Annotated in this window: 24 protein-coding genes; 14 read left to right on the top strand and 10 right to left on the bottom strand. The window is 47.0% G+C overall.

What is annotated here, in order from left to right; genetic code table 11:
* Positions 1-52: 52 nt before the first annotated feature.
* Entirely contained in the window at positions 53-601 is a 549-nt protein-coding gene (locus tag B9J87_RS05050) for a gamma carbonic anhydrase family protein (RefSeq protein WP_094149609.1), read from the top strand.
* On the opposite strand, the gene B9J87_RS05045 is transcribed toward B9J87_RS05050, so the two are convergent.
* The 4 genes from B9J87_RS05045 to B9J87_RS05030 form a co-directional block, all read right to left on the bottom strand.
* Complete coding sequence (locus tag B9J87_RS05045) at positions 602-868, bottom strand: DUF1488 domain-containing protein (RefSeq protein ID WP_010319906.1); 267 nt, start codon at positions 866-868, stop codon at positions 602-604.
* 2 nt (positions 869-870) lie between these two features.
* Positions 871-1,701, bottom strand: a complete 831-nt coding sequence (aroE, locus tag B9J87_RS05040) for a shikimate dehydrogenase (protein ID WP_094149607.1) — start codon at positions 1,699-1,701, stop codon at positions 871-873.
* A gap of 64 nt (positions 1,702-1,765) precedes the next feature.
* Entirely contained in the window at positions 1,766-2,680 is a 915-nt protein-coding gene (gene hemF, locus B9J87_RS05035; RefSeq protein ID WP_010319908.1) for an oxygen-dependent coproporphyrinogen oxidase, read from the bottom strand.
* Positions 2,681-2,700: 20 nt separating this feature from the next.
* Positions 2,701-3,258, bottom strand: a complete 558-nt coding sequence (locus tag B9J87_RS05030; protein WP_017043689.1) for an L-threonylcarbamoyladenylate synthase — start codon at positions 3,256-3,258, stop codon at positions 2,701-2,703.
* Between the two features lie 200 nt (positions 3,259-3,458).
* Here B9J87_RS05030 and purE point away from each other — a divergent pair, with 200 nt between their 5' ends.
* Both purE and B9J87_RS05020 read left to right on the top strand, forming a co-directional pair.
* Positions 3,459-3,944, top strand: a complete 486-nt coding sequence (gene purE, locus B9J87_RS05025; protein WP_010319910.1) for a 5-(carboxyamino)imidazole ribonucleotide mutase — start codon at positions 3,459-3,461, stop codon at positions 3,942-3,944.
* A 4-nt stretch (positions 3,945-3,948) separates the two neighbouring features.
* Positions 3,949-5,088 carry a 5-(carboxyamino)imidazole ribonucleotide synthase gene (locus B9J87_RS05020; RefSeq protein ID WP_094149605.1) on the top strand — a complete coding sequence of 380 codons (1,140 nt, stop codon included), beginning with the start codon at positions 3,949-3,951 and terminating at the stop codon, positions 5,086-5,088.
* Positions 5,089-5,160: 72 nt separating this feature from the next.
* Here the strand turns inward: B9J87_RS05020 and B9J87_RS05015 are convergent, their stop codons facing one another.
* From B9J87_RS05015 to B9J87_RS05000, 4 genes are read right to left on the bottom strand one after another with little or no spacing between them, the layout of a single operon-like run.
* Positions 5,161-5,733, bottom strand: coding sequence for a DNA topoisomerase family protein (locus B9J87_RS05015; RefSeq protein ID WP_176429483.1), 573 nt, complete (start codon positions 5,731-5,733; stop codon positions 5,161-5,163).
* A 27-nt stretch (positions 5,734-5,760) separates the two neighbouring features.
* Complete coding sequence (locus tag B9J87_RS05010; protein WP_013855530.1) at positions 5,761-6,237, bottom strand: DUF494 family protein; 477 nt, start codon at positions 6,235-6,237, stop codon at positions 5,761-5,763.
* Positions 6,238-6,239: 2 nt separating this feature from the next.
* Positions 6,240-7,349 (bottom strand): DNA-processing protein DprA, encoded by a 1,110-nt coding sequence (gene dprA / locus B9J87_RS05005; RefSeq protein WP_017048702.1) that lies wholly within the window; start codon positions 7,347-7,349, stop codon positions 6,240-6,242.
* The gene (locus B9J87_RS05000; RefSeq protein ID WP_094149591.1) at positions 7,349-8,479 is read right to left on the bottom strand and encodes a LysM peptidoglycan-binding domain-containing protein; all 1,131 of its coding nucleotides are present in this window, start codon (positions 8,477-8,479) and stop codon (positions 7,349-7,351) included. Before B9J87_RS05000 ends, dprA begins: the two co-directional genes overlap by 1 nt.
* A 140-nt stretch (positions 8,480-8,619) precedes the next feature.
* Between B9J87_RS05000 and def the strand changes: the two genes are divergently transcribed.
* The 6 genes from def to B9J87_RS04970 all read left to right on the top strand — a co-directional run bounded on the left by def (position 8,620) and on the right by B9J87_RS04970 (position 14,889).
* A complete protein-coding gene (gene def, locus B9J87_RS04995) occupies positions 8,620-9,129 on the top strand; it encodes a peptide deformylase (RefSeq protein WP_038148727.1) in 510 nt (169 codons plus the stop codon).
* A 16-nt stretch (positions 9,130-9,145) separates the two neighbouring features.
* Positions 9,146-10,093: a methionyl-tRNA formyltransferase gene (gene fmt / locus B9J87_RS04990; protein ID WP_094149589.1), complete on the top strand. Its 948-nt coding sequence runs from the start codon at positions 9,146-9,148 to the stop codon at positions 10,091-10,093.
* 59 nt (positions 10,094-10,152) lie between these two features.
* Positions 10,153-11,433: a 16S rRNA (cytosine(967)-C(5))-methyltransferase RsmB gene (gene rsmB / locus B9J87_RS04985; RefSeq protein ID WP_047688083.1), complete on the top strand. Its 1,281-nt coding sequence runs from the start codon at positions 10,153-10,155 to the stop codon at positions 11,431-11,433.
* Positions 11,434-11,507: 74 nt separating this feature from the next.
* Positions 11,508-12,884 (top strand): Trk system potassium transporter TrkA, encoded by a 1,377-nt coding sequence (gene trkA / locus B9J87_RS04980; RefSeq protein WP_026027554.1) that lies wholly within the window; start codon positions 11,508-11,510, stop codon positions 12,882-12,884.
* Between the two features lie 12 nt (positions 12,885-12,896).
* Positions 12,897-14,342, top strand: coding sequence for a TrkH family potassium uptake protein (locus tag B9J87_RS04975; protein WP_017043680.1), 1,446 nt, complete (start codon positions 12,897-12,899; stop codon positions 14,340-14,342).
* Between the two features lies 1 nt (position 14,343).
* Entirely contained in the window at positions 14,344-14,889 is a 546-nt protein-coding gene (locus B9J87_RS04970; protein ID WP_094127373.1) for a DUF3157 family protein, read from the top strand.
* Here the strand turns inward: B9J87_RS04970 and trhA are convergent.
* Positions 14,886-15,545, bottom strand: coding sequence for a PAQR family membrane homeostasis protein TrhA (trhA, locus tag B9J87_RS04965; RefSeq protein ID WP_088720688.1), 660 nt, complete (start codon positions 15,543-15,545; stop codon positions 14,886-14,888). The genes B9J87_RS04970 and trhA overlap by 4 nt on opposite strands.
* Positions 15,546-16,248: 703 nt before the next feature.
* Here trhA and B9J87_RS04955 point away from each other — a divergent pair.
* From B9J87_RS04955 to B9J87_RS04930, 5 genes are all read left to right on the top strand, one after another.
* Positions 16,249-16,515, top strand: coding sequence for a YihD family protein (locus tag B9J87_RS04955; RefSeq protein ID WP_029189868.1), 267 nt, complete (start codon positions 16,249-16,251; stop codon positions 16,513-16,515).
* A 269-nt stretch (positions 16,516-16,784) separates the two neighbouring features.
* A complete protein-coding gene (gene ccoG / locus B9J87_RS04945) occupies positions 16,785-18,203 on the top strand; it encodes a cytochrome c oxidase accessory protein CcoG (RefSeq protein WP_017046352.1) in 1,419 nt (472 codons plus the stop codon).
* Positions 18,204-18,249: 46 nt separating this feature from the next.
* Entirely contained in the window at positions 18,250-19,236 is a 987-nt protein-coding gene (locus B9J87_RS04940; RefSeq protein WP_026028515.1) for a serine/threonine protein kinase, read from the top strand.
* A gap of 30 nt (positions 19,237-19,266) precedes the next feature.
* Positions 19,267-19,866 (top strand): thiol:disulfide interchange protein DsbA/DsbL, encoded by a 600-nt coding sequence (locus tag B9J87_RS04935; protein WP_026028316.1) that lies wholly within the window; start codon positions 19,267-19,269, stop codon positions 19,864-19,866.
* A gap of 234 nt (positions 19,867-20,100) precedes the next feature.
* Complete coding sequence (locus B9J87_RS04930) at positions 20,101-21,060, top strand: DUF2860 domain-containing protein (RefSeq protein ID WP_017048695.1); 960 nt, start codon at positions 20,101-20,103, stop codon at positions 21,058-21,060.
* A 5-nt stretch (positions 21,061-21,065) separates the two neighbouring features.
* Here the strand turns inward: B9J87_RS04930 and B9J87_RS04925 are convergent, their stop codons facing one another.
* Positions 21,066-22,589: a YifB family Mg chelatase-like AAA ATPase gene (locus B9J87_RS04925; RefSeq protein ID WP_017046355.1), complete on the bottom strand. Its 1,524-nt coding sequence runs from the start codon at positions 22,587-22,589 to the stop codon at positions 21,066-21,068.
* Positions 22,590-22,853 lie beyond the last annotated feature (264 nt).

The following is a 22,853-nucleotide window of genomic DNA, read 5'->3' as shown; positions in this document are numbered from 1 at the left end:
CGCTATTTCTGTTTAATTTATCTTATGGCGTCAGTTATTAAAGGAGACGAGCATGTCATCAATTCGTAGTTATAAAGGAATATCCCCACAAATCGGACAGCGCGTCTATATAGATAGTAGCTCGGTGTTGGTTGGCGATATTGTTTTAGGCGATGATTCCAGCATATGGCCATTGGTTGCAGCCAGAGGCGATGTAAACCATATTCACATTGGCCAACGTAGCAACATTCAAGATGGCAGCGTACTGCACGTGACTCATAAAAACACCGAAAACCCGGATGGTTTTCCACTTATTATTGGCGATGACGTCACAATTGGCCATAAAGTGATGCTGCATGGTTGCGTAATCCATGATCGAGTCTTAATTGGCATGGGAGCAATTGTGCTCGATGGCGTAGTCGTTGAATCGGAGGTGATGGTTGGAGCTGGCAGTTTAGTGCCACCAAACAAGGTATTGTCCAGCGGCTATCTTTATGTAGGGTCCCCAGTGAAACAGATCCGCCCGCTAACAGATAAAGAGCGAGCTTTTTTGCTTAAATCTTCCGACAACTATGTGCAGAACAAAAATGACTATCTTACGAGTGTCAAAGAAAGCCATTAACTAAGCTTTAATCTCTATTTGTCCATCTAAATTGAACGCTTCATCTTCAATCAAGCTTTCAGCAAGCTCTTCAAGGTCAAATCGCCATTGTTCAAAAACTTGAATAGCTTGCTCACCGTTAGTAATCATTTCACCAGACAGATGGCTCAGTACTGACTTGTGTACCGTACACTCGAGCAGAGCTCCCGCGTGTTGAGCAGGAAAAAGTACGCTTTGGCTTGCCGAGTGCCACGTTTGTCGGTCAGGAAATAAAATCGCTTGGTTCATGATTAGCCTTCTAGATTTTTTCTCAGTTCTCTCAATATTTGTCGATAACCCGGCCTGAGTCCGCGCCATAGCATAAAGCTCTCCGCAGCTTGCCCAACCAACATCCCCAAACCATCATAGGCATGAGCGCAATGATGACTTAATGCCCACTGATTGAATGTTGTTAATCCTTTGCCATACATCATGTCATAGGCCACACTGCTCTTACTGAAGATCGTCGGAGCGATGTTTGGCAATTCACCATCCAAGCTGGCCGAGGTCGAGTTAATGATGAGGTCAAAATGTTGATTAATCTCTTCCAACGCGATTGCTTTTACCGCGCCAAAGGGACTAAAAAGCGTGGCGAGCTGCTCGGCTTTTGCAAAGGTGCGGTTGGTAATCACGATACTTGTAGGGTGCTGATCGAGTAAGGGCTTAATCACGCCGCGCGCCGCGCCGCCAGCACCAATCACTAAAATAGAAGCGTCTCGTAGTGGCACTTGGTACTGAAGCAAATCTTGAACCAGCCCTTCTCCATCAGTGTTATCACCAATAATTTCGCCATCATCTAATTTTTTCAGTGTATTGACCGCGCCTGCAAGTTGAGCTCGCTCGGTTAATCGATCCGCAAACTGATACGCTTCTTCTTTAAAAGGCACGGTAATGTTGCACCCTCGGCCACCGGAGGCAAAAAAGGTTTCAGCCGCTTGTTTAAAGCCATCTAGAGCCGCGAGTTGAGCGGTATAGTGCATTTCCTGACTGGTTTGCCGTGCAAAAAGTGTGTGGATCATCGGCGACTTACTGTGCCCAATCGGATTACCAAATACTGCATATTGATCAATGTGCTGAGCCATATCCTTGCCTCTCGATAATTAACAGGGCCACCTCGGCGCCCCTATCATTGAAAATGTACCGCTGTCACCACTCCCTCGGCAGCAAGAAGGTGTTTAATTTCGCCTCTGCGCTGCCCTCTTCCGCTTGATAACGATATTGCCAACGAGCTAATGGCGGCATCGACATTAAAATCGATTCCGTTCGACCGCCACTTTGCAAACCAAACAATGTGCCGCGATCATACACTAAGTTGAACTCTACATAGCGACCACGGCGATAAAGTTGAAACTGGCGCTCTCTGTCACCGTACTCCATCGCTTGGCGACGTTCAACAATCGGCAAATACGCAGCGGTGTATCCTTTACCGACAGCTTGCATATAAGCAAAACAGCGCTCAAATCCCCAAGCGTTTAAATCATCGAAAAATAGGCCACCAATACCGCGCGTTTCATTGCGATGAGGGAGGAAGAAATACTCATCGCACCACGATTTATGTTCGGCATACACTTTTTCACCAAAAGGAACACACAGTGCTTTCGCTGTGGCATGCCATGATTGAGCATCTTCTTCAAACGGATAGAAAGGCGTTAAGTCAAATCCTCCGCCAAACCACCAGATAGGATCTTCGCCTTCTTTTTCAGCGATGAAGAAACGAACATTGGCATGAGAAGTCGGAACATAGGGATTGTTTGGATGCATCACCAAAGATACCCCCATCGCTTCAAAATGACGTCCAGCTAATTCAGGGCGATGCGCGGTCGCTGAAGCGGGCATTTGCTGCCCTTGCACATGCGAGAAATTCACGCCGCCTTGTTCAAAAACACGGCCTTCTTTCATCACTCGAGTTCGCCCACCGCCTCCCAAACGCTCACTCGGTTCGCGATGCCATGCATCTTCTTCAAACAGTGCTTGGCCATCCGCTTGTTCAAGTTGCTGGCAAATGGAGTCTTGCAGCTCAAGCAAAAATTGTTTGACGGCTTGCTTATCAATGGTTGGCATCGCTTACTTCCTTAGCAGGATTAACCCTGTCTTAATACTTGTGAGGTTTTCGCGTCACGAATTTCACTGGGCTTATTTCGACCACCGGTTTGACCATCTAAAATCGCAACCAGTTGCTCACCCAGTTGCGATTCAACTTCTTCCGTTGTCAGGCAAGGTGCAAGACCACTTAAATTCGCACTGGTCGAGGTTAATGGTTTTCCAAACGCATTGCATAGCTTTTGCACTAAAGGATGATCTGTCACACGTACGGCTATCGAATCAAATTGCCCACTCACCCACGTAGAGACTTTATCACTGGTCGGCATTATCCATGTCACAGGGCCAGGCCAGGTGGCATGTACTCGTGCGAGCTGCTCTGATGTCAACTGGCTCTCATCAATATAAGGAAGCAATTGTTCGTAAGAGGCCGCAATTAAAATCAACCCCTTTTCCACAGGACGCTGCTTGAGCGCTAAGAGCTTCTGAATGGCTTGCGGGTTATCTGGGTCACACCCAACCCCAAACACGCCTTCCGTTGGGTAGGCAATTACTTCACCGTCACGTAGAGCCTGCAAAGTGTGTTCAAAGTTATTCACAAAAACTGTCCATCGGTTTCTTTAATACAGTGTGGCTAAGTGTACAAACTTCGTTGAAAACTGGCTAAAGCTATTTGTTTATAAAATGTATCAATTGCACAATTAAGCTGACGCAAACGTTTTCCTAAGGAAAAAATACTCGTATAATGCGCGCAAATTATCCCGCTCACCCCATTTTTAGAAGTATTAAGGAGTTTGAGATGAAAGTCGGAATTATCATGGGTTCAAAATCCGATTGGCCCACAATGAAGCTAGCTGCTGACATGTTGGATCAATTTGGTGTGGCATACGAAACCAAAGTTGTCTCTGCTCACCGTACACCTCAACTTCTTGCCGATTACGCCACCAGCGCAAGAGAACGCGGCCTTAAAGTCATCATAGCTGGCGCAGGCGGAGCCGCACACCTGCCGGGCATGACGGCAGCGTTTACTAGCTTGCCGGTACTTGGCGTTCCCGTTCAGTCAAAGGCACTCAAAGGGATGGACTCTTTACTCTCGATTGTGCAAATGCCAAAAGGGATTGCGGTAGGCACCTTAGCTATTGGAGAAGCAGGCGCGGCCAATGCTGGGTTGCTTGCCGCGCAAATCATCGGCACCAGTGATGAGGCCGTCATGGCAAAAGTGGAAGCATTTCGTTTAGCACAAACTGAAGCGGTGTTGAGCCACCCTAACCCTGCAGAGGATTGATACTATGCACGTTTTAGTCTTGGGCGCTGGGCAACTGGCACGCATGATGGCGCTGGCTGGCGCTCCTCTGAACATTCAAATCTCCGCTTTTGATGTGGGCAGCGGTAACATCGTCCATCCTTTGACATTACACATCACTGGTCATGGTTTAGACAATGCGATCAAACAAGCGGATGTCATTACTGCTGAATTTGAGCATATTCCCCATGAAATTCTCACCGTTTGTGAGCAAAGTGGTAAGTTTCTTCCTAGCGTCGAAGCCATTAAAGCCGGAGGCGATCGCCGTCTTGAAAAAGCGCTACTCGATGAAGCCAACGCAAAAAATGCCCAATACTTTGTGATTAATACTCGTGAAGATTTAGATGCCGCGATAACTAATATCGGCCTGCCTATGGTTCTAAAAAGTGCACTGGGTGGCTATGACGGAAAGGGGCAATGGCGTTTAAAAGAAGCTTCACAAGCAGAGCTCATTTGGCCAGAGATGGAAGCCTGTATCCAAGCCACTCCGACTCAAGCGATAGTGGCAGAGCAGTTTGTCCCCTTTGATCGTGAAGTCTCCTTAGTCGGCGCGCGTGCCAAAGATGGCAGCATCGCGGTTTACCCGCTGGCAGAAAATGTGCACATTAACGGTGTACTGAGTTTATCAACGGCGATAGATGACCCAGCCTTGCAAGAGCAAGCACTGTCGATGTTTACCTCGGTTGCCGCTCGTCTCAATTATGTCGGTGTGCTAGCGCTCGAGTTTTTTGATGTGCAGGGAACATTGTTGGTGAATGAAATTGCACCACGAGTCCATAACTCTGGTCACTGGACACAGCAAGGCGCAGAAACCTGTCAATTTGAGAATCACCTTCGCGCAGTATGTGGCTTACCTTTAGGCAGCACGAAGTTACTTCGCCCAACCGCGATGATTAATATTTTGGGTGAGGACAATTTACCAGAAGCCGTGATGGCGATTGAAGGCTGCCACATTCATTGGTATGGCAAAGAGAAACGTGCTGGGCGCAAAATGGGCCATATTAATGTCAGTGCAGATTACAACGCGCAGTTGCAACGAACGCTCTGTCGCTTGGCTGAAGTACTTGATGCGACAACGTATCCAGCCTTGCACCATTTTGTTCAAGCGATCAAGCCGACGCTCTAAAACAAACCTAATTGACGATAAATATGGATAAAAAATGGCACGTTCAATGTGCCATTTTCATATGCCGTCACTTTACTCTGTGGCGGATTGAATATGACCACATTTTCGATCAGCACATTGCAGCTTGACACCACTGGCGAGTTTTTTCTCTATCAATAATCCAAACCCACATTTTTCGCATTTACCGGCAACAGGTTGCTGATTAACGGCAAACTTGCATTTAGGGTAATTATCGCAAGCATGAAAAGTTTTACCATGGCGCGTTTTTCGCTCCACTAAATGGCCTTTCAAACATTCAGGGCAAAGCTGTTTTGACTGAGGGACATTGTCTGCAGGGGAATCTGTATCTTGGATATGGTGGCAATGCGGATAATGACTACACCCGATAAACATGCCATAACGACCTTGGCGTAACACTAATTCATGGCCACACTCTGGGCATGGCACACCCAACTCCTTAACGATATGACCATCATTTTGCTGCAGCGGCTTAATATAGTCACAATTGGGATAATGGTTACAGCCTAAAAACAGCCCATGCTTACCCCGACGAAGCTGTAATTGGCCACCACATTGCGGACAAGGCTCATGCTGCAGCGCTTGTCCATGCGCAGAAAAAAGGGGGGACTCGGTTTTACGACTCATAATGCTCAACTAAACGAACGGCTGCAATCAATGCAAAATACCTTGATCTTTGGTGTATAGCAGCTCTTCCATAAGCGTGTAAGCATTTTCATTTCCCGGTACATTAAATAGCACCATCAAAATGATCCACTTTAAGTCATCCAATTCAAATTCATTGGTTTCTAAACCCATCACTCGATCAATCACCATTTCACGAATTTCAGGAGTTAATACTTTCACTTGTTCAAGGAACAATAAAAAACCTCGGCTTTCAAGATCCAGCCTGTCCATCTCTTGTGCTGTGTACATCCGCATCGAAGTCGCAGCACTGGTTGCCATCGCTGAATGAGCATCGGTTTGTTGCAATGCCGCAAGCTCTTCTAACCAATTCAGGGCCTTATAGATATCTTTCTGGTGAAAACCGGCTCGAAGCAATTCATCTTCGAGCTCATCTTGATCGACTTGCAAATCTACATCGCTATGGACGTAGGTTTCAAATAGATACATCAATATATCCATCATCATAGCTAACCCTTCCCCTTACGAATATAGCCGCCAGAAACGGCAACAACATGACCTGAAAGCTCAAGTTCTAAAAGCTGCATCATGACTTCATGGACAGGTATATGGGTCCTGCTCGCAAGAATATCAACAGGCGTAGCCTCTACTCCTACGTTAGCTAACAGTTCAGCAAATGGCAATTGCTGATCGCTCTGTACAGAAAATAAATCAGGTTGAGGCTGCTTTTGGCGCAATGACCAGTCTACTAAGGTGCCGATTTCAGATAATACTTGTTCACTGTTTTGCACCAAGCACGCCCCACAACGAATAAGTTGATTACTACCGTGGCAATTTGGGTTAGCAATGGAGCCAGGAATAACAAACACATCTCGCCCTTGCTCAGCCGCATAACGCGCCGTGATCAACGAGCCACTTTTCTCCGCCGCTTCCACCACTAAAACACCAACCGCTAACCCACTGATAATGCGATTTCGCCGCGGAAAGTTATCCGGCCTTGGTTTGGCTTTGGGACGAAATTCCGAGACTAATGCTCCGCTTTCCATCACCCGTTGCGCTAATTTTTTATGTCGCGCTGGGTAAATAGATTCAAGGCCCGAACCGAGCACGGCTATCGTCTCACCACCCGCTTGCAACGCACCGTCATGAGCATGTCCATCAATACCTAATGCCAAACCACTGGTGACAAGTAAGCCCTGTTGCACAAATTCTCGCGCAAACTGATGAGCAACTCGTTGGCCATCAGGGCTCGCATTACGACTGCCGACGATCGCCATTTGCGGATCAGAGAGTGCTGTTATTCGTCCTTTGACAAATAAAACCGGAGGTGCGGTAGCAATTTCTTTTAGTAAAGAAGGATAACCATCGCAAAATGGAGTAAGGATATGATGAGACTCATTAGCTTGCTGCCAACTTAGGCATTCTTCAACTTCTTGAGGAGCTGTCTCGCGCAGATAACGGATTTGATCTTGAACTAGACCCAACGCGGCTAACTCCCGCTCGGAATAGTCAATTAAATGAGCAAGAGAAGCGACGCTAGCAAGACGAGAAAGTTTCTTGCCACCCAATTTTGGCACAAAGCTGAATGCTAGCCACGCCGCTAATTCGTTCTGCTCCATCAGCTTGCAGTATCATCCTTAACCATCGAATCCGTATCGGCTTGTTCATCTGGCTCGATTGTTAGCTCTGGTTTGAGCGGCGAAACCGCGATTACACTTTTACCAATCGGCACGAGGCTATCGGTAATCAAAGCCAAACTAAAATGTTCATAAGGTCGAATGACCATCAAACTGCCCACCAAGCTGCTTGGTAATTGCAGGGTTTCATCAAGGTTTTGTTGGTGCTGTCCTTTCTTTCCAGACACTTTAGAACCGGCTTGAATCAAATCAAACATCGTCCCTTGACGCAGTTGATCTGCAAGGCCTTTATCGATCACAACTACCTGATTCTGCGCCGAATACTCACTACCCTCCAACGATCCGAGGATATGCGTTTCAGCTTGTAGTCGCGATGGCGATGGGAAAAAAGTGGTTGAAAGCGTTAAGGTTTCGACGCCCACTTCAGGTAGGGCAATATCATTGACTCTTATCTCTTGTTGCTGTGCGGTGATGGTTAGCCCGCTAAAAGCCTCATCGGCGGAGACCAATTCACCAGAAGCAATCAAACGCAAAGCAACCATAGTTTTATTTTTCGCGGCAGCATCATGACGAGAAAACTCAGCGATTTCACGATAAATACCCCATTTGGGGTGAGTCTGTTGCCCGCTTATGTAGAGCGTATCTTGCGCCGTCAGGTATTGTTTACCGTCGCTGGCACCGAGCACACGCTGGCTTTCTTGTAATGTTTGCTTATCCAGTAAGCGATCCGTATACAGATACGGCAACACTAATCCCTCTTGCACCGTCGGAACCGCTTTTTTCTCAAGCACACGCACTTTCGGACTCAACTTGACCATAGGTTTTAAACTCAACACCGGCTGTCCGTTACGCCAGACTAAGGTCAGCTTATCGCCGGGATAAATCAAATGCGGGTTATCGATCTCTGGGTTAATTTGCCATAAACGTGGCCACAACCACGGGTTATCAAGATAGAGCGCAGAAATATCCCACAAGGTATCTCCTTTGACGACCGTGTATGTCTGCGGGGCATTTGCTTTGACGGTGAGCGCCATATCCTCCGCCGCCAACGCATTAACGACCAATGACAACGGTAAAAACACACACACTAAATAACGAATAAATCGTGACATGACCTCTGTTCCTTGGCCGAAATAAGTAAGGATGAATCAGATTATTAACATTTGGATACTGTCATTTGGGTCATAAAATGTCTAGAATTGAGCCAACAAGCTTTAAGCTGTTTCGGCACAGTTCAATATTTCGAGTGTATATGTCTGTATTACAAGTATTAACATTCCCAGATGATCGTCTTCGTACCGTGGCAAAACCGGTAGAGAAAGTGACACCTGAGATCCAAAAAATCGTCGATGACATGATTGAGACTATGTACGACGAGGACGGTATCGGCCTTGCCGCAACGCAAGTCGATATTCACCAACGCATCGTTGTGATCGATATTTCAGAGAGTCGCGACCAGCCAATGGTTCTGATTAACCCTGAAATTTTAGAGAAACGCGGTGAAGATGGCATTGAAGAAGGCTGTCTGTCGGTCCCGGGCTCACGCGCCCTTGTTCCTCGCGCAGCAGAAGTCACTGTCAAAGCGTTAGATCGTGATGGCAACGAATTCTCATTTGAAGCGGATGACCTTTTAGCCATTTGTGTTCAACACGAGCTTGATCACTTACAAGGCAAACTGTTTGTGGATTACCTTTCGCCATTAAAGCGTAAGCGTATTAGAGATAAGCTAGAGAAAATCAAACGCTATAACGAAAAAAACTAACTTAAGTGAGGTTACCTTGAGCCAATCATTACGCATTGTGTTTGCAGGTACTCCGGACTTCGCCGCCCGTCATTTGGCGGCGTTGTTGTCTTCGGAGCATGAGGTTATCGCGGTGTACACTAAGCCCGATAGCCCGGCAGGACGCGGTAAAAAACTGACCGCCAGTCCAGTGAAACAGATGGCCGTTGAGCACAATATTGCTGTGTATCAACCAGAGAACTTTAAGAGCGACGAAGCCAAGCAAGCGCTCGCCGATCTCAACGCGGATTTAATGGTAGTGGTCGCCTACGGATTACTGCTACCGAAGGCCGTACTTGATATGCCAAGGCTTGGCTGTATTAACGTACACGGTTCCATTCTGCCACGGTGGCGTGGTGCCGCACCGATCCAACGCTCGATCTGGGCGGGAGACAGTGAAACGGGTGTAACCATCATGCAAATGGATGTCGGCCTAGATACGGGCGATATGCTCAAAATTGCTAAGCTGCCGATTGAGGCAACAGACACCAGCGCTTCTATGTATGACAAACTGGCCGAGTTAGGCCCACAAGCGTTGGTAGAATGCATCGCCGATATCGCCAGTGGCAAAGCGATTGCCACTCAACAAGATGATACATTGGCTAACTACGCACAAAAACTTAGCAAAGAAGAAGCCAAAATCGATTGGTCAGCGGATGCCGCTTTTATTGAACGCTGCGTGCGCGCTTTCAATCCATGGCCAATGAGCCATTTTGATGTGGCAGAGAACAGCATTAAAGTATGGCAAAGTCGCGTTGAAGCACAAACCAGCGACCACCCTGCAGGCACGATTGTTCGAGCCAATAAATCGGGTATTTATGTGGCAACCGGCAACGGCTTACTGGTGCTTGAGCAGTTGCAGGTGCCGGGCAAAAAAGCGATGTCAGTGCAAGACATTCTCAATTCGCGCGCAAGCTGGTTTGAAGTCGGCACACAACTTAGCTAAACCTTAACGAGGGCAGAGATGCCCTCATTGATTTTCATTTATTTAAAGTCGGTACTTCTATGAATGTTCGCGCAGCTGCGGCTAACGTGTTGTTTCAAGTGGTTGATAAAGGCCACTCACTTTCTCACGCACTTCCTGCGGCGCAAAAAACCATCCGCCCAAGAGACCACGCTCTGTTGCAAGAGATCTGCTATGGGGCTTTGCGTTATTTGCCTCGTTTGGAATCAATTGCCAATGAGCTAATGGACAACCCACTGAAAGGGAAAAAGCGGGTTTTTCACCATCTTATTTTAGTTGGTATCTACCAATTGAGCTTTATGCGCATTCCCGCTCACGCCGCAGTAGCCGAGACGGTTGAAGGCACCAAAACATTGCGCGGTGAAAATTTAGGTGGGCTAATCAACGCCGTATTGCGCAGCTACTTGCGCGATCAAGAAGCACTGGACGCTATCGCCGTTAGCCACAACGCAGGCAAATATGGCCACCCAAGTTGGCTACTTAAACTGTTACAACAAGCGTACCCAGAACAGTGGGAAACGGTTGTGCAAGCGAACAATCAAAAAGCGCCAATGTGGTTGCGCGTCAACCGTCAGCACCACACTCGTGATGAATATCTTGCACTACTAGCTAGCGAAAATATCGAGTGCAGCGTGCACTCTCACGCCGCCGACGCAATAAAACTCGCTGCACCTTGCGATGTAACGCTTTTACCCGGTTTTGATCGTGGTTGGGTATCGGTGCAAGATGCCGCTGCGCAGTTAGCGATTGACTACCTTCAACCTAAAGCAGGCGAGCTGATTTTAGATTGCTGCGCCGCCCCAGGGGGTAAAACCGCGCACATCCTGGAGCACACACACGATACTGAAGTGGTTGCGATTGACAGCGATGCAACCCGCCTTGAACGCGTCTATGACAACTTAGAACGCCTGCAACTTCGCGCTGATGTGATCTGCGGTGATGCTCGTTACCCTGAAGAGTGGTGGCATGGCGAACAGTTTGACCGAATTTTATTAGATGCACCTTGCTCTGCCACTGGGGTTATTCGCCGTCATCCAGACATCAAATGGCTACGTCGTGGTAGCGATATTGAGGCATTGGCTCAATTACAAAGCGAAATACTGGACGCAATGTGGAAGCAATTAAAAGTCGGTGGCACTATGGTTTACGCAACCTGCTCGATCACTCCACAAGAAAACAGCTTGCAGGTCAAAGCCTTCTTAGAACGAACTCATAACGCTCAATTAGTGGGTTCCGATCGTGAGCAGCCGGGGCGTCAGATACTCCCCGGAGAAGAAGATATGGACGGTTTTTACTACGCAGTATTAACCAAACAAGCGTAAATTCGACGCACATTGGCAGCATTATTGCTGCCTTTTCAGTGGCCGATATTCGGCAGGTAGAAAGAGAACAGAGTATGAAAATCATTATTCTTGGTGCAGGTCAGGTCGGTGGCACACTGGCCGAAAACTTGGTCGGCGAGAACAATGACATCACCATTGTCGACAAAAATAGTGACCGCTTGCGCGAGCTGCAAGACAAGTACGATTTGCGGGTGATTCATGGCCACGCCAGCCACCCTGATGTACTGCGTGAAGCGGGCGCACAGGACGCGGACATGCTGGTTGCGGTCACTAATACCGACGAAACCAACATGGCGGCATGCCAGGTGGCGTTCTCTTTGTTTAATACGCCCAACCGAATTGCGCGTATTCGTTCTCCTGAATATCTGCTTGAAAAAGAGACTTTGTTTCAGTCAGGCGCGATCCCGGTGGATCACCTCATCGCTCCTGAAGAGCTAGTGACGAGCTATATTGAACGGTTGATCCAATACCCCGGCGCACTGCAAGTAGTGAGTTTTGCCGAAGAGAAAGTGAGCCTAGTGGCTGTGAAAGCTTACTACGGCGGGCCATTGGTGGGTAATGCTCTTTCAGCGCTACGTGAACACATGCCGCACATTGATACCCGCGTCGCGGCTATTTTCCGCCAAGGTCGGCCGATTCGCCCGCAAGGCACCACCATTATTGAAGCTGACGATGAAGTGTTCTTCGTGGCAGCCAGTAATCATATTCGCTCGGTCATGAGTGAGCTACAGCGGCTGGAAAAAACCTATCGCCGTATCATGATTGTTGGCGGGGGTAACATTGGGGCAAGCTTAGCCAAACGTTTAGAGCACAGCTACAGCGTTAAACTGATTGAGCGTAATTACCCACGTGCAGAGCAGTTATCGGAAGAGTTAGAAAACACCATAGTATTTTGTGGTGATGCGGCGGACCAAGAGCTGCTAGCCGAAGAGAACATCGACCAAGTCGATGTATTTATTGCGCTCACCAACGAAGATGAAACCAACATCATGTCCGCCATGCTCGCCAAGCGTATGGGCGCGAAAAAAGTGATGGTACTTATCCAGCGTGGCGCGTATGTCGATCTCGTACAAGGCGGCGTGATTGATGTCGCGATTTCACCCCAACAAGCCACCATTTCCGCACTGCTGACTCACGTACGTCGTGCCGATATCGTTAACGTCTCTTCGCTACGCCGTGGCGCGGCAGAGGCGATTGAGGCAATTGCACATGGCGACCAAAACACCTCTAAAGTGGTGGGACGCGCAGTGGGTGATATTAAACTGCCACCGGGCACAACCATTGGCGCGATTGTGCGTGGTGAAGAAGTGTTAATCGCCCATGACCGCACTATTATCGAGCAAGATGATCACGTGGTGATGTTCTTAGTGGATAAAAAGTACGTGCCCGATGTGGAAGCCTTGTTCCAACCTAGCCCATTTTTCCTATAGGTCATTGGCGTCATGCTGAATTTACGCCCCATTTCATTCGTTATAGGACTCGTGCTGTCTAAGCTCGCCCTATTTATGTATGTGCCGACACTGGTTGCTTTTTTTACCGGTACGGGTGGCTTCCTTGATTTTGCTCAAGCGGTCATCATCACTCATATTGTCGCCTTTATCTGCTTAAGCTTGGGGCGTACCGCGCACTTTAAGCTCAGCGTGCGCGATATGTTTCTCATCACCAGCTTAGTTTGGACGGTTGCTAGCGCTTTCGCGGCGCTCCCTTTCGTCTTTATCAACCACATCAGCTTTACCGACGCCTACTTTGAAACCATGTCAGGGCTAACCACCACAGGTTCAACTGTACTCAGTGGCCTTGATAATATGCCGCCCAGCATCTTGTTGTGGCGCTCTATCCTGCAATGGCTTGGTGGGGTTGGGTTTATCGTAATGGCGGTAGCGGTATTACCAATGCTCAATGTGGGTGGGATGAAATTGTTCCAAACCGAATCGTCTGATTGGTCCGATAAAAGTAGCCCACGCGCCAAAACTGTCGCGAAAAATATTGTGCTGGTCTATTTGGTACTGACCTTACTGTGCTTGATTGGTTATATCCTCACTGGCATGACGCTTTTTGAAGCGATCAACCACTCATTTACCACCTTGTCGACTGGTGGATATTCTACCTCCGACGGTTCGATGAACCACTTCTCAAACGGTGCACATTGGGTAGCAACGCTGTTTATGTTTTTGGGGGGCTTGCCCTTTCTACTGTTTGTCGCTGCGGCCCGAAAACAAAATATCAAAGTGATCATAAAAGACGCACAAGTTCGCGGATTTGCTTATCTTTTCCTAATTGCCAGTCTCATCATTGCGTTGTGGCTGAATCTCAAACTAGGCTACTACTGGTTGGACGCTCTGCGAGTGGCGATGTTTAATATCGTTTCAGTGGTCACGACTACTGGTTTTGGTTTGGAAGATTTCACCGCTTGGGGCGCACTGCCAAGCACGCTGTTCATCTTCTTAATGGCAGCAGGAGCTTGTTCCGGCTCAACCTCTGGTGGGATTAAAGTGTTCCGCTTCCAAATTGCGATGACGCTGCTCAATAAACAAATTATGAAGTTGGTCCATCCATCAGGCATCTTCGTACAGCGCTATAATCATCGTCCAGTTAATGATGATATTGTCCGCTCAGTCGTTGCTTTTGGTTTGACCTTTTTTATCACTGTCATTGCTATCGCAGGCGCGCTCAGTGCAATGGGCCTTGATCCTGTCACCAGCATTTCAGGTTCCATCACCGCAGTGGCCAACGTTGGTCCCGGAATGGGCTCGGTGATTGGTCCAACGGGCAACTTCGCACCACTGCCTGACGCAGCAAAGTGGGTTCTGAGCTTAGGGATGTTGATGGGGCGTTTAGAAATTTTGACGATTATCGTTCTGTTTTTCCCTGCATTTTGGCGACGTTAAGATGAAGACAATACCTGTGATAATGATGCTGTTAAGCATGACAGCAAGCGCCGTATCTTGCGCGCAAGTTCTGACCTTAGAAGATGGCCGCCAGGTGAAACTCAATGATGATTTCACATGGCAATATGTTGAACCGCAATCAATGTCGCCGGAAACCGTCATTCACGCGGCCCCTATTGCTCAAAAAGCCCGAGCAACCACCTTTGAGATGGAGAGTGAAAAACCGATTTTACAACTGTCAGATTCTGGAGTGGAAGTAGTACTCGGCGCGGCTTACTACCAAGGAGATACACTCGTTATCCCAACAGCCATCACCAATCAAAGCTCGCAATCTGTCATTGCGGTAGTGCTCAGCATCACTCTTTATGACGAGCAAGGTCAACCACTGCTCACTCAGCAGTTACCCATTTGGCAATCCATTAAACGGATGGCTGATAGCTATTTACGCCCACAAACTCAAGCGCAAGGAAAGCCGATTACCCTTCAGGTTGATCGCCAGCAAGGCTATCAAATTTCGGCCAACATTGAGCGGGTCGAAATGCGTTAAGCACTTACTGGGTGAACAAAAAGGTAAACCGCAAAAAAGTGACAAGCACTGCCACCTAGCACGAATAAATGCCAAATCGCATGGTTATAGGGAATGCGTTTCGCTACATAAAAAATCACCCCGAGCGAATAGACCAAACCACCAACAGCAAGTAGCACCAAACCACCGACCTCGATATTGAGGGCCAGTTGGTAGATCACAACCAAGGATAACCACCCCATCGCCAAATAAGTCACTAGTGAGAACTTTTTAAAACGATAGACAAAGGCAATTTTCATGATGATACCGAGCAGCGCCAGCAGCCAGATCACCACCATAAGACCTATCGCCAAAGGAGTGCGAAGGCTAACCAACAAAAAGGGGGTGTAACTTCCGGCAATCAGTAGATAAATGGCACAGTGGTCGAACGTTTTTAGCCAGCGTTTGGCTTTCGGTGTCGCAACGGAGTGATACAGCGTTGAAGCAAGGAATAACGCTATCATGCTGCCACCATAGAGACTCATGCTGATATAAGTCAATGCATCGGCCTGCGCACTTGTTGCCTTGATCAGCAGCAAGACTAAACCAACAAAACTAAGCAATAGCCCCAAACCATGACTCAGTGCATTCGCCCGTTCTTCACCTGCACCATAGCCATCATTGTCAACAGCAGACATAAACACCATACCAAAAGCAACAAAATGTGGGCTTAGTATTACACACTTCAGCTTACAGTTGTAAGCCTAAATGCAGATTTCGTAACGAACGGCAAGGAGAGCGATAAATCGCGAGTTTTTGTAAACGACATAGGTACCTCCTATTTAACAAAACGCGATGTAATGCCGATCAGATGACAAACTCAATCAAGCATCTCACACAATTTTAAGCTTTATTTGCAAGAATATTCATCTCAACAATCGTTCAACTATCGATCAATTCAAAACTTGGTGCTAATCTAACTACGATATGAAAGCATATCGTTATTCCTGAATCATTATTTGGATTGGCGAGAGCCAGAAGAGCCACCCTTCAATTATGAAGCTCAACTCATGGTGATTCAGGCCATTAGATTGGCAATGGATGTGCCTGACCGTTAGGTTAATGAATGCGCCCAACAGCTGTCAGGTTTTCGCACACAAACCGTAGTGCAATGCGTCGTCGTAGTGGTTTTGCTGCTGCTCCGACTACAAAAAAAGTCGCTCCAGCAATGACTTTAGTTGAAAAAAATGCCCTTACTGCATCGAGCACAACTAATGTTGTTCAGGCAGCATAATTAAAAAGCGCAGCTAAACCCTGCGCTTTTTCTTTGCGCTCAATTGGACTTCAATCCGCAATTTGATACCTTTACTCAAAATACTTATAAAAATTGGGGAAAAGAGAATGCAATGTCATCGAATTGAAGAGCTAATTGAACTACTTGCGCCTGAATGGCAAAAAGATCAGCAGCTCAACTTAATGCAATTCATCACCAAACTGGCTCAAGAAGCGGGTTATAAAGGACCATTAGAAGCGCTTACAGATGATGTATTGATCTACCATCTAAAAATGCGCAACAGCGCCAAAGACGAAATGATTCCAGGCCTGAAGAAAGATCAGGAAGATGATTTTAAAACAGCCATTTTACGCGCGCGTGGCATCATAAAATGATGTAGCCCCTGTGATAGTGATCAAGATAGCGGCCTTATTAGGTCGCTTTTTTATTATTAGCGATAAGCCTCACGAGTTGAGGCTTTATTGTTAAAGGTTGATAGTGTTAAAGAAATAAAATTGTTATTGGCGTTATACTTGCCGCTTAATAAATAAAGATTGAACAATGATAATTTCTCATCTAGGTATTGTACCCAAAGAGAAAACAGCAATGTCGCAGAGTGTGAACTAAAAGAAATCACACCTTACAGCCCAACAAGGATCATTTCATGAGTCAGGACAAAATCGATATAAAGGATGTGACTCCTAAAATATTCAACCCCAAAACTCACAAAGGCAACGGTGACCGTTTTAACCCTAGCAACCGTATTTATGTGCGCGAAAGTAAAGGTACTTATCAACAACTCCGCCGCTATGGTGGCTGGTTTTTACTGCTGCTTTTTACTTTAGTACCGTGGATCTCTTATGGTGATCGCCAAGCGATTTTGCTCGACATCGGCCACCAGCAATTTAACTTTTTCGGCACCACACTTTACCCACAAGACCTAACTCTATTGGCCCTGTTGTTTATGATTGCGGCATTCGGCCTGTTTTTTATTACCACTTTTCTTGGCCGTGTCTGGTGTGGCTATCTGTGCCCGCAAACTGTGTGGACATTTATCTACATTTGGTTTGAAGAAAAACTCGAAGGCGCCGCCAATAAACGCCGCAAGCAAGACTCAGGAAAACTCACAGCTAATCTTGCTATAAGAAAAGCCATCAAACACATTGCTTGGCTGGCGATTGCACTCGGTACTGGTTTTACTTTTGTCGGCTATTTCGTCCCGGTACGCGAACTCGTGGTGAACTTTTTCACACTCGATGAAAGTTTCTGGCCCGTCTTCTGGGTACTCTTTTTCACCCTTTGTACTTACGGAAATGCAGGCTGGATGCGTTCGATCGTCTGCATCCATATGTGTCCTTATGCTCGCTTTCAGTCTGCGATGTTTGACAAAGATACCTTTATTGTTGGCTATGACAGCAAACGCGGTGAAACTCGTGGGCCACGCGCTCGTAAAGCCGATCACAAAGCACTCGGTTTAGGTGACTGCATTGATTGTGATTTGTGCGTACAAGTGTGTCCGACTGGCATCGATATTCGTGATGGCTTGCAGTACGAATGCATTAACTGCGGCGCTTGTATTGATGCGTGCGATACCACCATGGAACGTATGGGCTATGAAAAAGGGCTCATCAGCTATACCACGGAGCACCGCCTCTCCGGCCACCACACCAAAATACTCAGGCCTAAATTACTCGGTTATGGCACGGTACTGCTGGTGATGTTTGGCTTATTCATCGCTCAAGTAGCCAGCGTTGATCCGGTCGGCTTAAGTGTATTGCGTGATAGAAACCAGCTATTTAAAACCAACAGCAATGGTGAAATTGAGAACACTTACACCTTGAAAGTCATCAACAAAACTCAGCAAACGCAAGAGTATAAGCTTGACGTGAAAGGGCTATCGGACGTCTCTTGGTATGGTAAACAAACCATTCAAGTCAAACCAGGAGAGGTATTGAACCTACCAACCAGCCTTGGCGTCGCTCCTGACAAACTCAGCTCTCCTATAGCGACGATTCAGTTTATACTCACGGACAGTAACCAATTCACGATAGAAGTTGAGAGCCGGTTTATTAATAAACTCTAACTTCGTAACGAATGGAAAAGGGCTCAGTAATGGGCCCTTTTTAATCATGACCAAAGCTTCTTTCCATTTTGATGCACTCACCCCTGATACCATGTGGTATGCCTTAGAAAGCATCGGCATTCGTGCTGAATCAGGATTTCTGGCACTCAACAGTTACGAAAACCGCGTTTATCAATTCATCGATGAAGAACGCCAACGCTATGTGGTGAAATTCTATCGACCTCAGCGCTGGAGTGTTGAGCAAATTCAAGAGGAGCACGATTTTACACGCGAGCTGTACGCGGCGGAAATTCCGATTGCTGAGCCATTACTCATCAACGGTGCAACCTTACATCACTATCAGGGCTATCATTTCGCGCTGTTTAACAGTGTGGGTGGGCGGCAGTTTGAAGTGGACAATATGGACCAATTAGAAGGCGTGGGCCGATTTCTTGGACGCATTCATCACATCAGTGCCACTCGTACATTTGTTCATCGCCCGACCATCAGCTTAGATGAGTATCTTTATCAACCCAAACAGCTATTGGAAAATGCGTCCTTTATACCTCAGCACTTGCAAAATACCTTTTTCAGTGACTTATCGTTATTGATCAACAAAATTGAACAGCAATGGCCAGCAAAATCCGCGGCCATCCGCTTGCATGGTGATTGCCATCCAGGCAATATTTTGTGGCGAGATGGGCCTATGTTTGTCGATTTAGACGATGCTCGCAATGGACCAGCAGTACAGGATTTGTGGATGCTACTCAATGGCGAATTGCAAGATAAGCGAATGCAGTTGGACATTATCTTAGAGTCGTATCAAGAGTTTCACGATTTTAATCCAGCCGAATTGAAACTAATTGAACCGTTACGCGGTCTACGAATGGTGCATTACATGGCATGGTTGGCCAAACGATGGCAGGACCCTGCTTTTCCACTCGCCTTCCCTTGGTTTAATGACCCTAAATATTGGGAAAGCCAAGTGCTTGCGTTTAAAGAACAAATAGCAGCATTAGACGAGCCTACGCTCTCACTAATGCCACAATGGTAAGTCACCTTGAAGCAATAAATGGAGTACACAATGAAGAAGCTTTTTGCACTGGTTGCAACCTTACTGCTGAGCTTATCGGCTCATGCAGCCCAATTTAAAGAAGGTGAGCATTATAAAGTGCTTGATCTTGAACCCTCTAAAAATCCAACCGTGACGGAGTTTTTCTCCTTTTACTGCCCACACTGCAATACCTTTGAGCCGATCATCGCCCAACTGAAAAAGCAGCTCCCACAAGGGGTTACTCTGCAGAAAAACCATGTTTCTTTTATGGGTGGCTCTATGGGTAAATCAATGAGTAAAGCTTACGCCACCATGCTTGCCCTCAAAGTTGAAGACAAAATGGTGCCCGTGATGTTTAACCGCATCCACACGATGCGTAAACCACCAAGAGATGATGCGGATCTACGCCAAATCTTCCTAGACGAAGGTATTGATGCAGCAAAATTTGATGCCGCCTTTAATGGTTTTGCCGTCGATTCAATGGTGCGCCGCTTTGATAAACAGTTCCAAGAAAGCGGCCTTTCAGGTGTGCCTGCTGTCGTGGTTAACAATCATTATTTGGTGCAGGGACAAGGTGTTAAATCGACCAATGAATACTTCGAACTGGTCAATTACCTACTGACCAAGTAATCATTCCCAAATGAGGAGCACAACGGCTCCTCATTTTTACTTAATCAAGTTCAACCTTGCAGCGCTTTCTCATACAACCAATCTTGAAACACAAGCCATCGCAGCACAAAACTGTGTATGCCTAAGACAAAGCTCACCCTTCATTCATAAAACGGTCAGATTAGTTTTATCGTGTCGTCATCCAAGTTTATTCATATACTTAACCACTATTGAATCAAAGTATGGAAACTCCTAATGAATAAATACCTGTCCATGACGCTTGTTAGCGCTCTGGCTTTTCATGTATCTGCCGAACTGGCTCCAGAAACAGGTTTAAGTGGTGAGATTGCCATTAATACTATTTTTGCATCTTCCCAATCATCGTTTGATACGGGTGGAGATGAGCGTATTACATCACTCGAAACAAAGAGTAGCCGGCAGTCAAACTTTGCCGTTGGGCCTTTGGGTAACCTTGCTTACACCTTCGGGGACAAACGTCAACAACAGGTTTATCTAGGCACCTCACGTGATGATATTGCCGTAGGCACTTTAGCGCTTCAGCTGGGGTATCAATATGAGATGGAGACAGGTACCGTGGTTGATGTGGCTTTTTTACCGACCGTGATGTCTGGAAAAACCTGGGCTAACCCTTACCAACTAAACAGTCAGCGCCAAGAAACCGATGAGTCAGGAAATGCCTACCGATTAACATTCAATAGTATTCAAGGCAGCCCATGGACTATCGATGTCGCTTACGCGACCAAAGAGATCGACAACGATCAGTTTCCAAGCCCTGAACTGGCTCGTGATGGTAAAAGTTACTACCTAAAAGGGCAGTACCGTTACTCTCTGAGCCCAACCAGTTTGTTACAGCCCTCCATCACTTATATCAACCACCAAGCGGATGGCGACGCCAATACTCATCACTCTTACGCCGCCGATCTCTCCTACTTCACGTTTATCAATCGCCATAAACTGGCGCTGACCGCTGGTTATACCAAGCGCGACTATCAAGGTGGAAATTCACTGTTTAATCACACTGTGCGTAATGACGATGAACTGAGCCTATTCTTCGCGTACGAATACAGCCAATTTATGGATTGGGATGATTGGTCATTAATCGCTTTAGCCGGTTATAACCAATCGAGCTCAAACCTCTCGTTTTACGACGAATCGTCTCTCTTTACAGCGCTAGGGTTAAATTACCAATTTTAAGTTCATTACACCGCTTGTGCGGTCAGTTGTTTCAACAAGCGGTCCATAGCTCGATAGCCGAGCGCTTCCGCTAGATGGGGCTTAGCAATCTGCTCGGCCCCTTCTAAATCAGCAATCGTACGCGCCACTTTGATAATACGATGATACGCGCGGATGGAGAGCCCTAGGCGGTGCAGTGCATTTTCCAAAAATTCGGCGTCAGCCTTACTTAAAGGGCAATACTGTTCAATTTCTCGGCTCCCCAACAAAGCATTAACCTTACCATTACGAATCACCATCCGTTCACGAGCAATCAGCACTCTTTCTTTAACCACAGCCGTTGCTTCACCTCTTTCGCCGCCATTTGCCAGCATTCCTTTGGGAAGCGAGGGGATTTCTATCGACATGTCAAAGCGATCAAGCAATGGCCCCGATAAGCGTCCCAAATAGCGCAAAATACTCTGCGGGTTGGCTCTGGCTTGCGTGCCTTCGTAATAGCCGGTTGGGCTGGGGTTCAACGCTCCCACTAATTGAAAGCGAGCTGGAAAACGCGTTTTGCCTTGCGCTCTTGAAATAATAATTTCACCTGACTCTAATGGCTCACGCAATGAGTCGAGCACTTTTCGTTCAAATTCCGGCATTTCATCAAGAAACAATAACCCATTGTGTGCCAAAGAAATTTCCCCCGGCCTCGGAATAGAACCGCCACCGACCAGCGCCGCCATTGAACTGGAATGATGAGGCGAGCGAAATGGCCTTTGCTTCCAGTTGTGCTGGTTAATGTCTTGTGGAGTCAGAGAAGCAACCGAAGCGGTTTCCATCGCTTCATCCTCATTCATTTCTGGTAATAAATCACACAACCGAGAGGCAAGCATGGTTTTACCCGTTCCGGGTGGACCGAGAAAAAGCAGATTATGGTTGCCCGCGGCTGCGATTTCTAACGCTCGCTTTCCTTGCTGTTGACCAATGATATCTTGCAGATCGCGAGTACTTTTCGCTTGGCACGGTTTAGGTTCGGTTTGAAAAAGAGAGAGGGTTTGCTGGCCACACAAATCAGCACACACCTCAAGCAGCGTTTGCGCCGATTTATGCTGATCCTTTGCCACTAACGCAGCTTGATCACCATTACCATGAGGCACAACCAAACAGCGCTTGGCTCGATTCGCAGCTAAAGCGGCGGGTAATACACCTTTAACAGGACGCAACTCACCAGATAAGGCTAATTCACCAATAAACTCATACCCATCTAACTTCGTTAGCGCTATCTGCTGTGAGGCCGCCAAAATACCCAACGCGATCGGTAAATCAAATCGACCACCCTCTTTGGGGAGATCCGCAGGGGCTAGATTGACCGTAATACGCTTGGCGGGAAACTCAAAACGGGAATTAATGATAGCGCTGCGCACGCGATCACGAGACTCTTTGACCGTCGTTTCTGGCAAGCCGACCAACGTAAAACCAGGCATACCATTGCTAATATGTACTTCAACTGTCACTGTCGGTGCTTGCACGCCAACACTGGCTCGGCTGTGAATAATTGCGAGTCCCATTTCATTCCTTTGTGGTTGTTTAAAAAGTGTTCGTTCTGTTTCTGCGCCCTTATTTGCACACGAGAGATTGTTATATAGCTTGTTGTGATGCTGAAAGAATGTGAAAAAAGAATGAGTTTTTGCTTGTCATTTAACGGAATTGTGTGTTACCACTAGAGACGCAAACAATTTCGTAAGATATTACGCCAACTATTTTAAGAATTAAGTGATGAATTTGAACGCTCACATTAACCTACTGCTAAGCCTGATTATCGTGGTCATTAT

This window comes from Vibrio sp. V19_P1S1T109 (assembly GCF_002241375.1).
GTDB lineage: Bacteria > Pseudomonadota > Gammaproteobacteria > Enterobacterales > Vibrionaceae > Vibrio > Vibrio anguillarum.
Note: the sequence above shows the minus strand (reverse complement) of the source record. Positions and strands in the feature narration are given on the sequence as shown.

Coding starts and splice junctions, on each gene's coding strand:
- B9J87_RS05020 (WP_094149605.1), top strand. CDS start 3,949: ATGCACGTTTTAGTCTTGGGCGCTGGGCAACTGGCACGCATGATGGCG.
- dprA (WP_017048702.1), bottom strand. CDS start 7,349: ATGGAGCAGAACGAATTAGCGGCGTGGCTAGCATTCAGCTTTGTGCCA.
- trhA (WP_088720688.1), bottom strand. CDS start 15,545: ATGTCTGCTGTTGACAATGATGGCTATGGTGCAGGTGAAGAACGGGCG.
- B9J87_RS05000 (WP_094149591.1), bottom strand. CDS start 8,479: ATGTCACGATTTATTCGTTATTTAGTGTGTGTGTTTTTACCGTTGTCA.
- aroE (WP_094149607.1), bottom strand. CDS start 1,701: ATGGCTCAGCACATTGATCAATATGCAGTATTTGGTAATCCGATTGGG.
- B9J87_RS04955 (WP_029189868.1), top strand. CDS start 16,249: ATGCAATGTCATCGAATTGAAGAGCTAATTGAACTACTTGCGCCTGAA.
- B9J87_RS04940 (WP_026028515.1), top strand. CDS start 18,250: ATGACCAAAGCTTCTTTCCATTTTGATGCACTCACCCCTGATACCATG.
- B9J87_RS05045 (WP_010319906.1), bottom strand. CDS start 868: ATGAACCAAGCGATTTTATTTCCTGACCGACAAACGTGGCACTCGGCA.
- B9J87_RS04975 (WP_017043680.1), top strand. CDS start 12,897: ATGCTGAATTTACGCCCCATTTCATTCGTTATAGGACTCGTGCTGTCT.
- B9J87_RS05015 (WP_176429483.1), bottom strand. CDS start 5,733: ATGAGTCGTAAAACCGAGTCCCCCCTTTTTTCTGCGCATGGACAAGCG.
- B9J87_RS04925 (WP_017046355.1), bottom strand. CDS start 22,589: ATGGGACTCGCAATTATTCACAGCCGAGCCAGTGTTGGCGTGCAAGCA.
- rsmB (WP_047688083.1), top strand. CDS start 10,153: ATGAATGTTCGCGCAGCTGCGGCTAACGTGTTGTTTCAAGTGGTTGAT.
- trkA (WP_026027554.1), top strand. CDS start 11,508: ATGAAAATCATTATTCTTGGTGCAGGTCAGGTCGGTGGCACACTGGCC.
- B9J87_RS04930 (WP_017048695.1), top strand. CDS start 20,101: ATGAATAAATACCTGTCCATGACGCTTGTTAGCGCTCTGGCTTTTCAT.
- B9J87_RS05050 (WP_094149609.1), top strand. CDS start 53: ATGTCATCAATTCGTAGTTATAAAGGAATATCCCCACAAATCGGACAG.
- def (WP_038148727.1), top strand. CDS start 8,620: ATGTCTGTATTACAAGTATTAACATTCCCAGATGATCGTCTTCGTACC.
- B9J87_RS05010 (WP_013855530.1), bottom strand. CDS start 6,237: ATGATGATGGATATATTGATGTATCTATTTGAAACCTACGTCCATAGC.
- B9J87_RS04970 (WP_094127373.1), top strand. CDS start 14,344: ATGAAGACAATACCTGTGATAATGATGCTGTTAAGCATGACAGCAAGC.
- B9J87_RS04935 (WP_026028316.1), top strand. CDS start 19,267: ATGAAGAAGCTTTTTGCACTGGTTGCAACCTTACTGCTGAGCTTATCG.
- purE (WP_010319910.1), top strand. CDS start 3,459: ATGAAAGTCGGAATTATCATGGGTTCAAAATCCGATTGGCCCACAATG.
- hemF (WP_010319908.1), bottom strand. CDS start 2,680: ATGCCAACCATTGATAAGCAAGCCGTCAAACAATTTTTGCTTGAGCTG.
- ccoG (WP_017046352.1), top strand. CDS start 16,785: ATGAGTCAGGACAAAATCGATATAAAGGATGTGACTCCTAAAATATTC.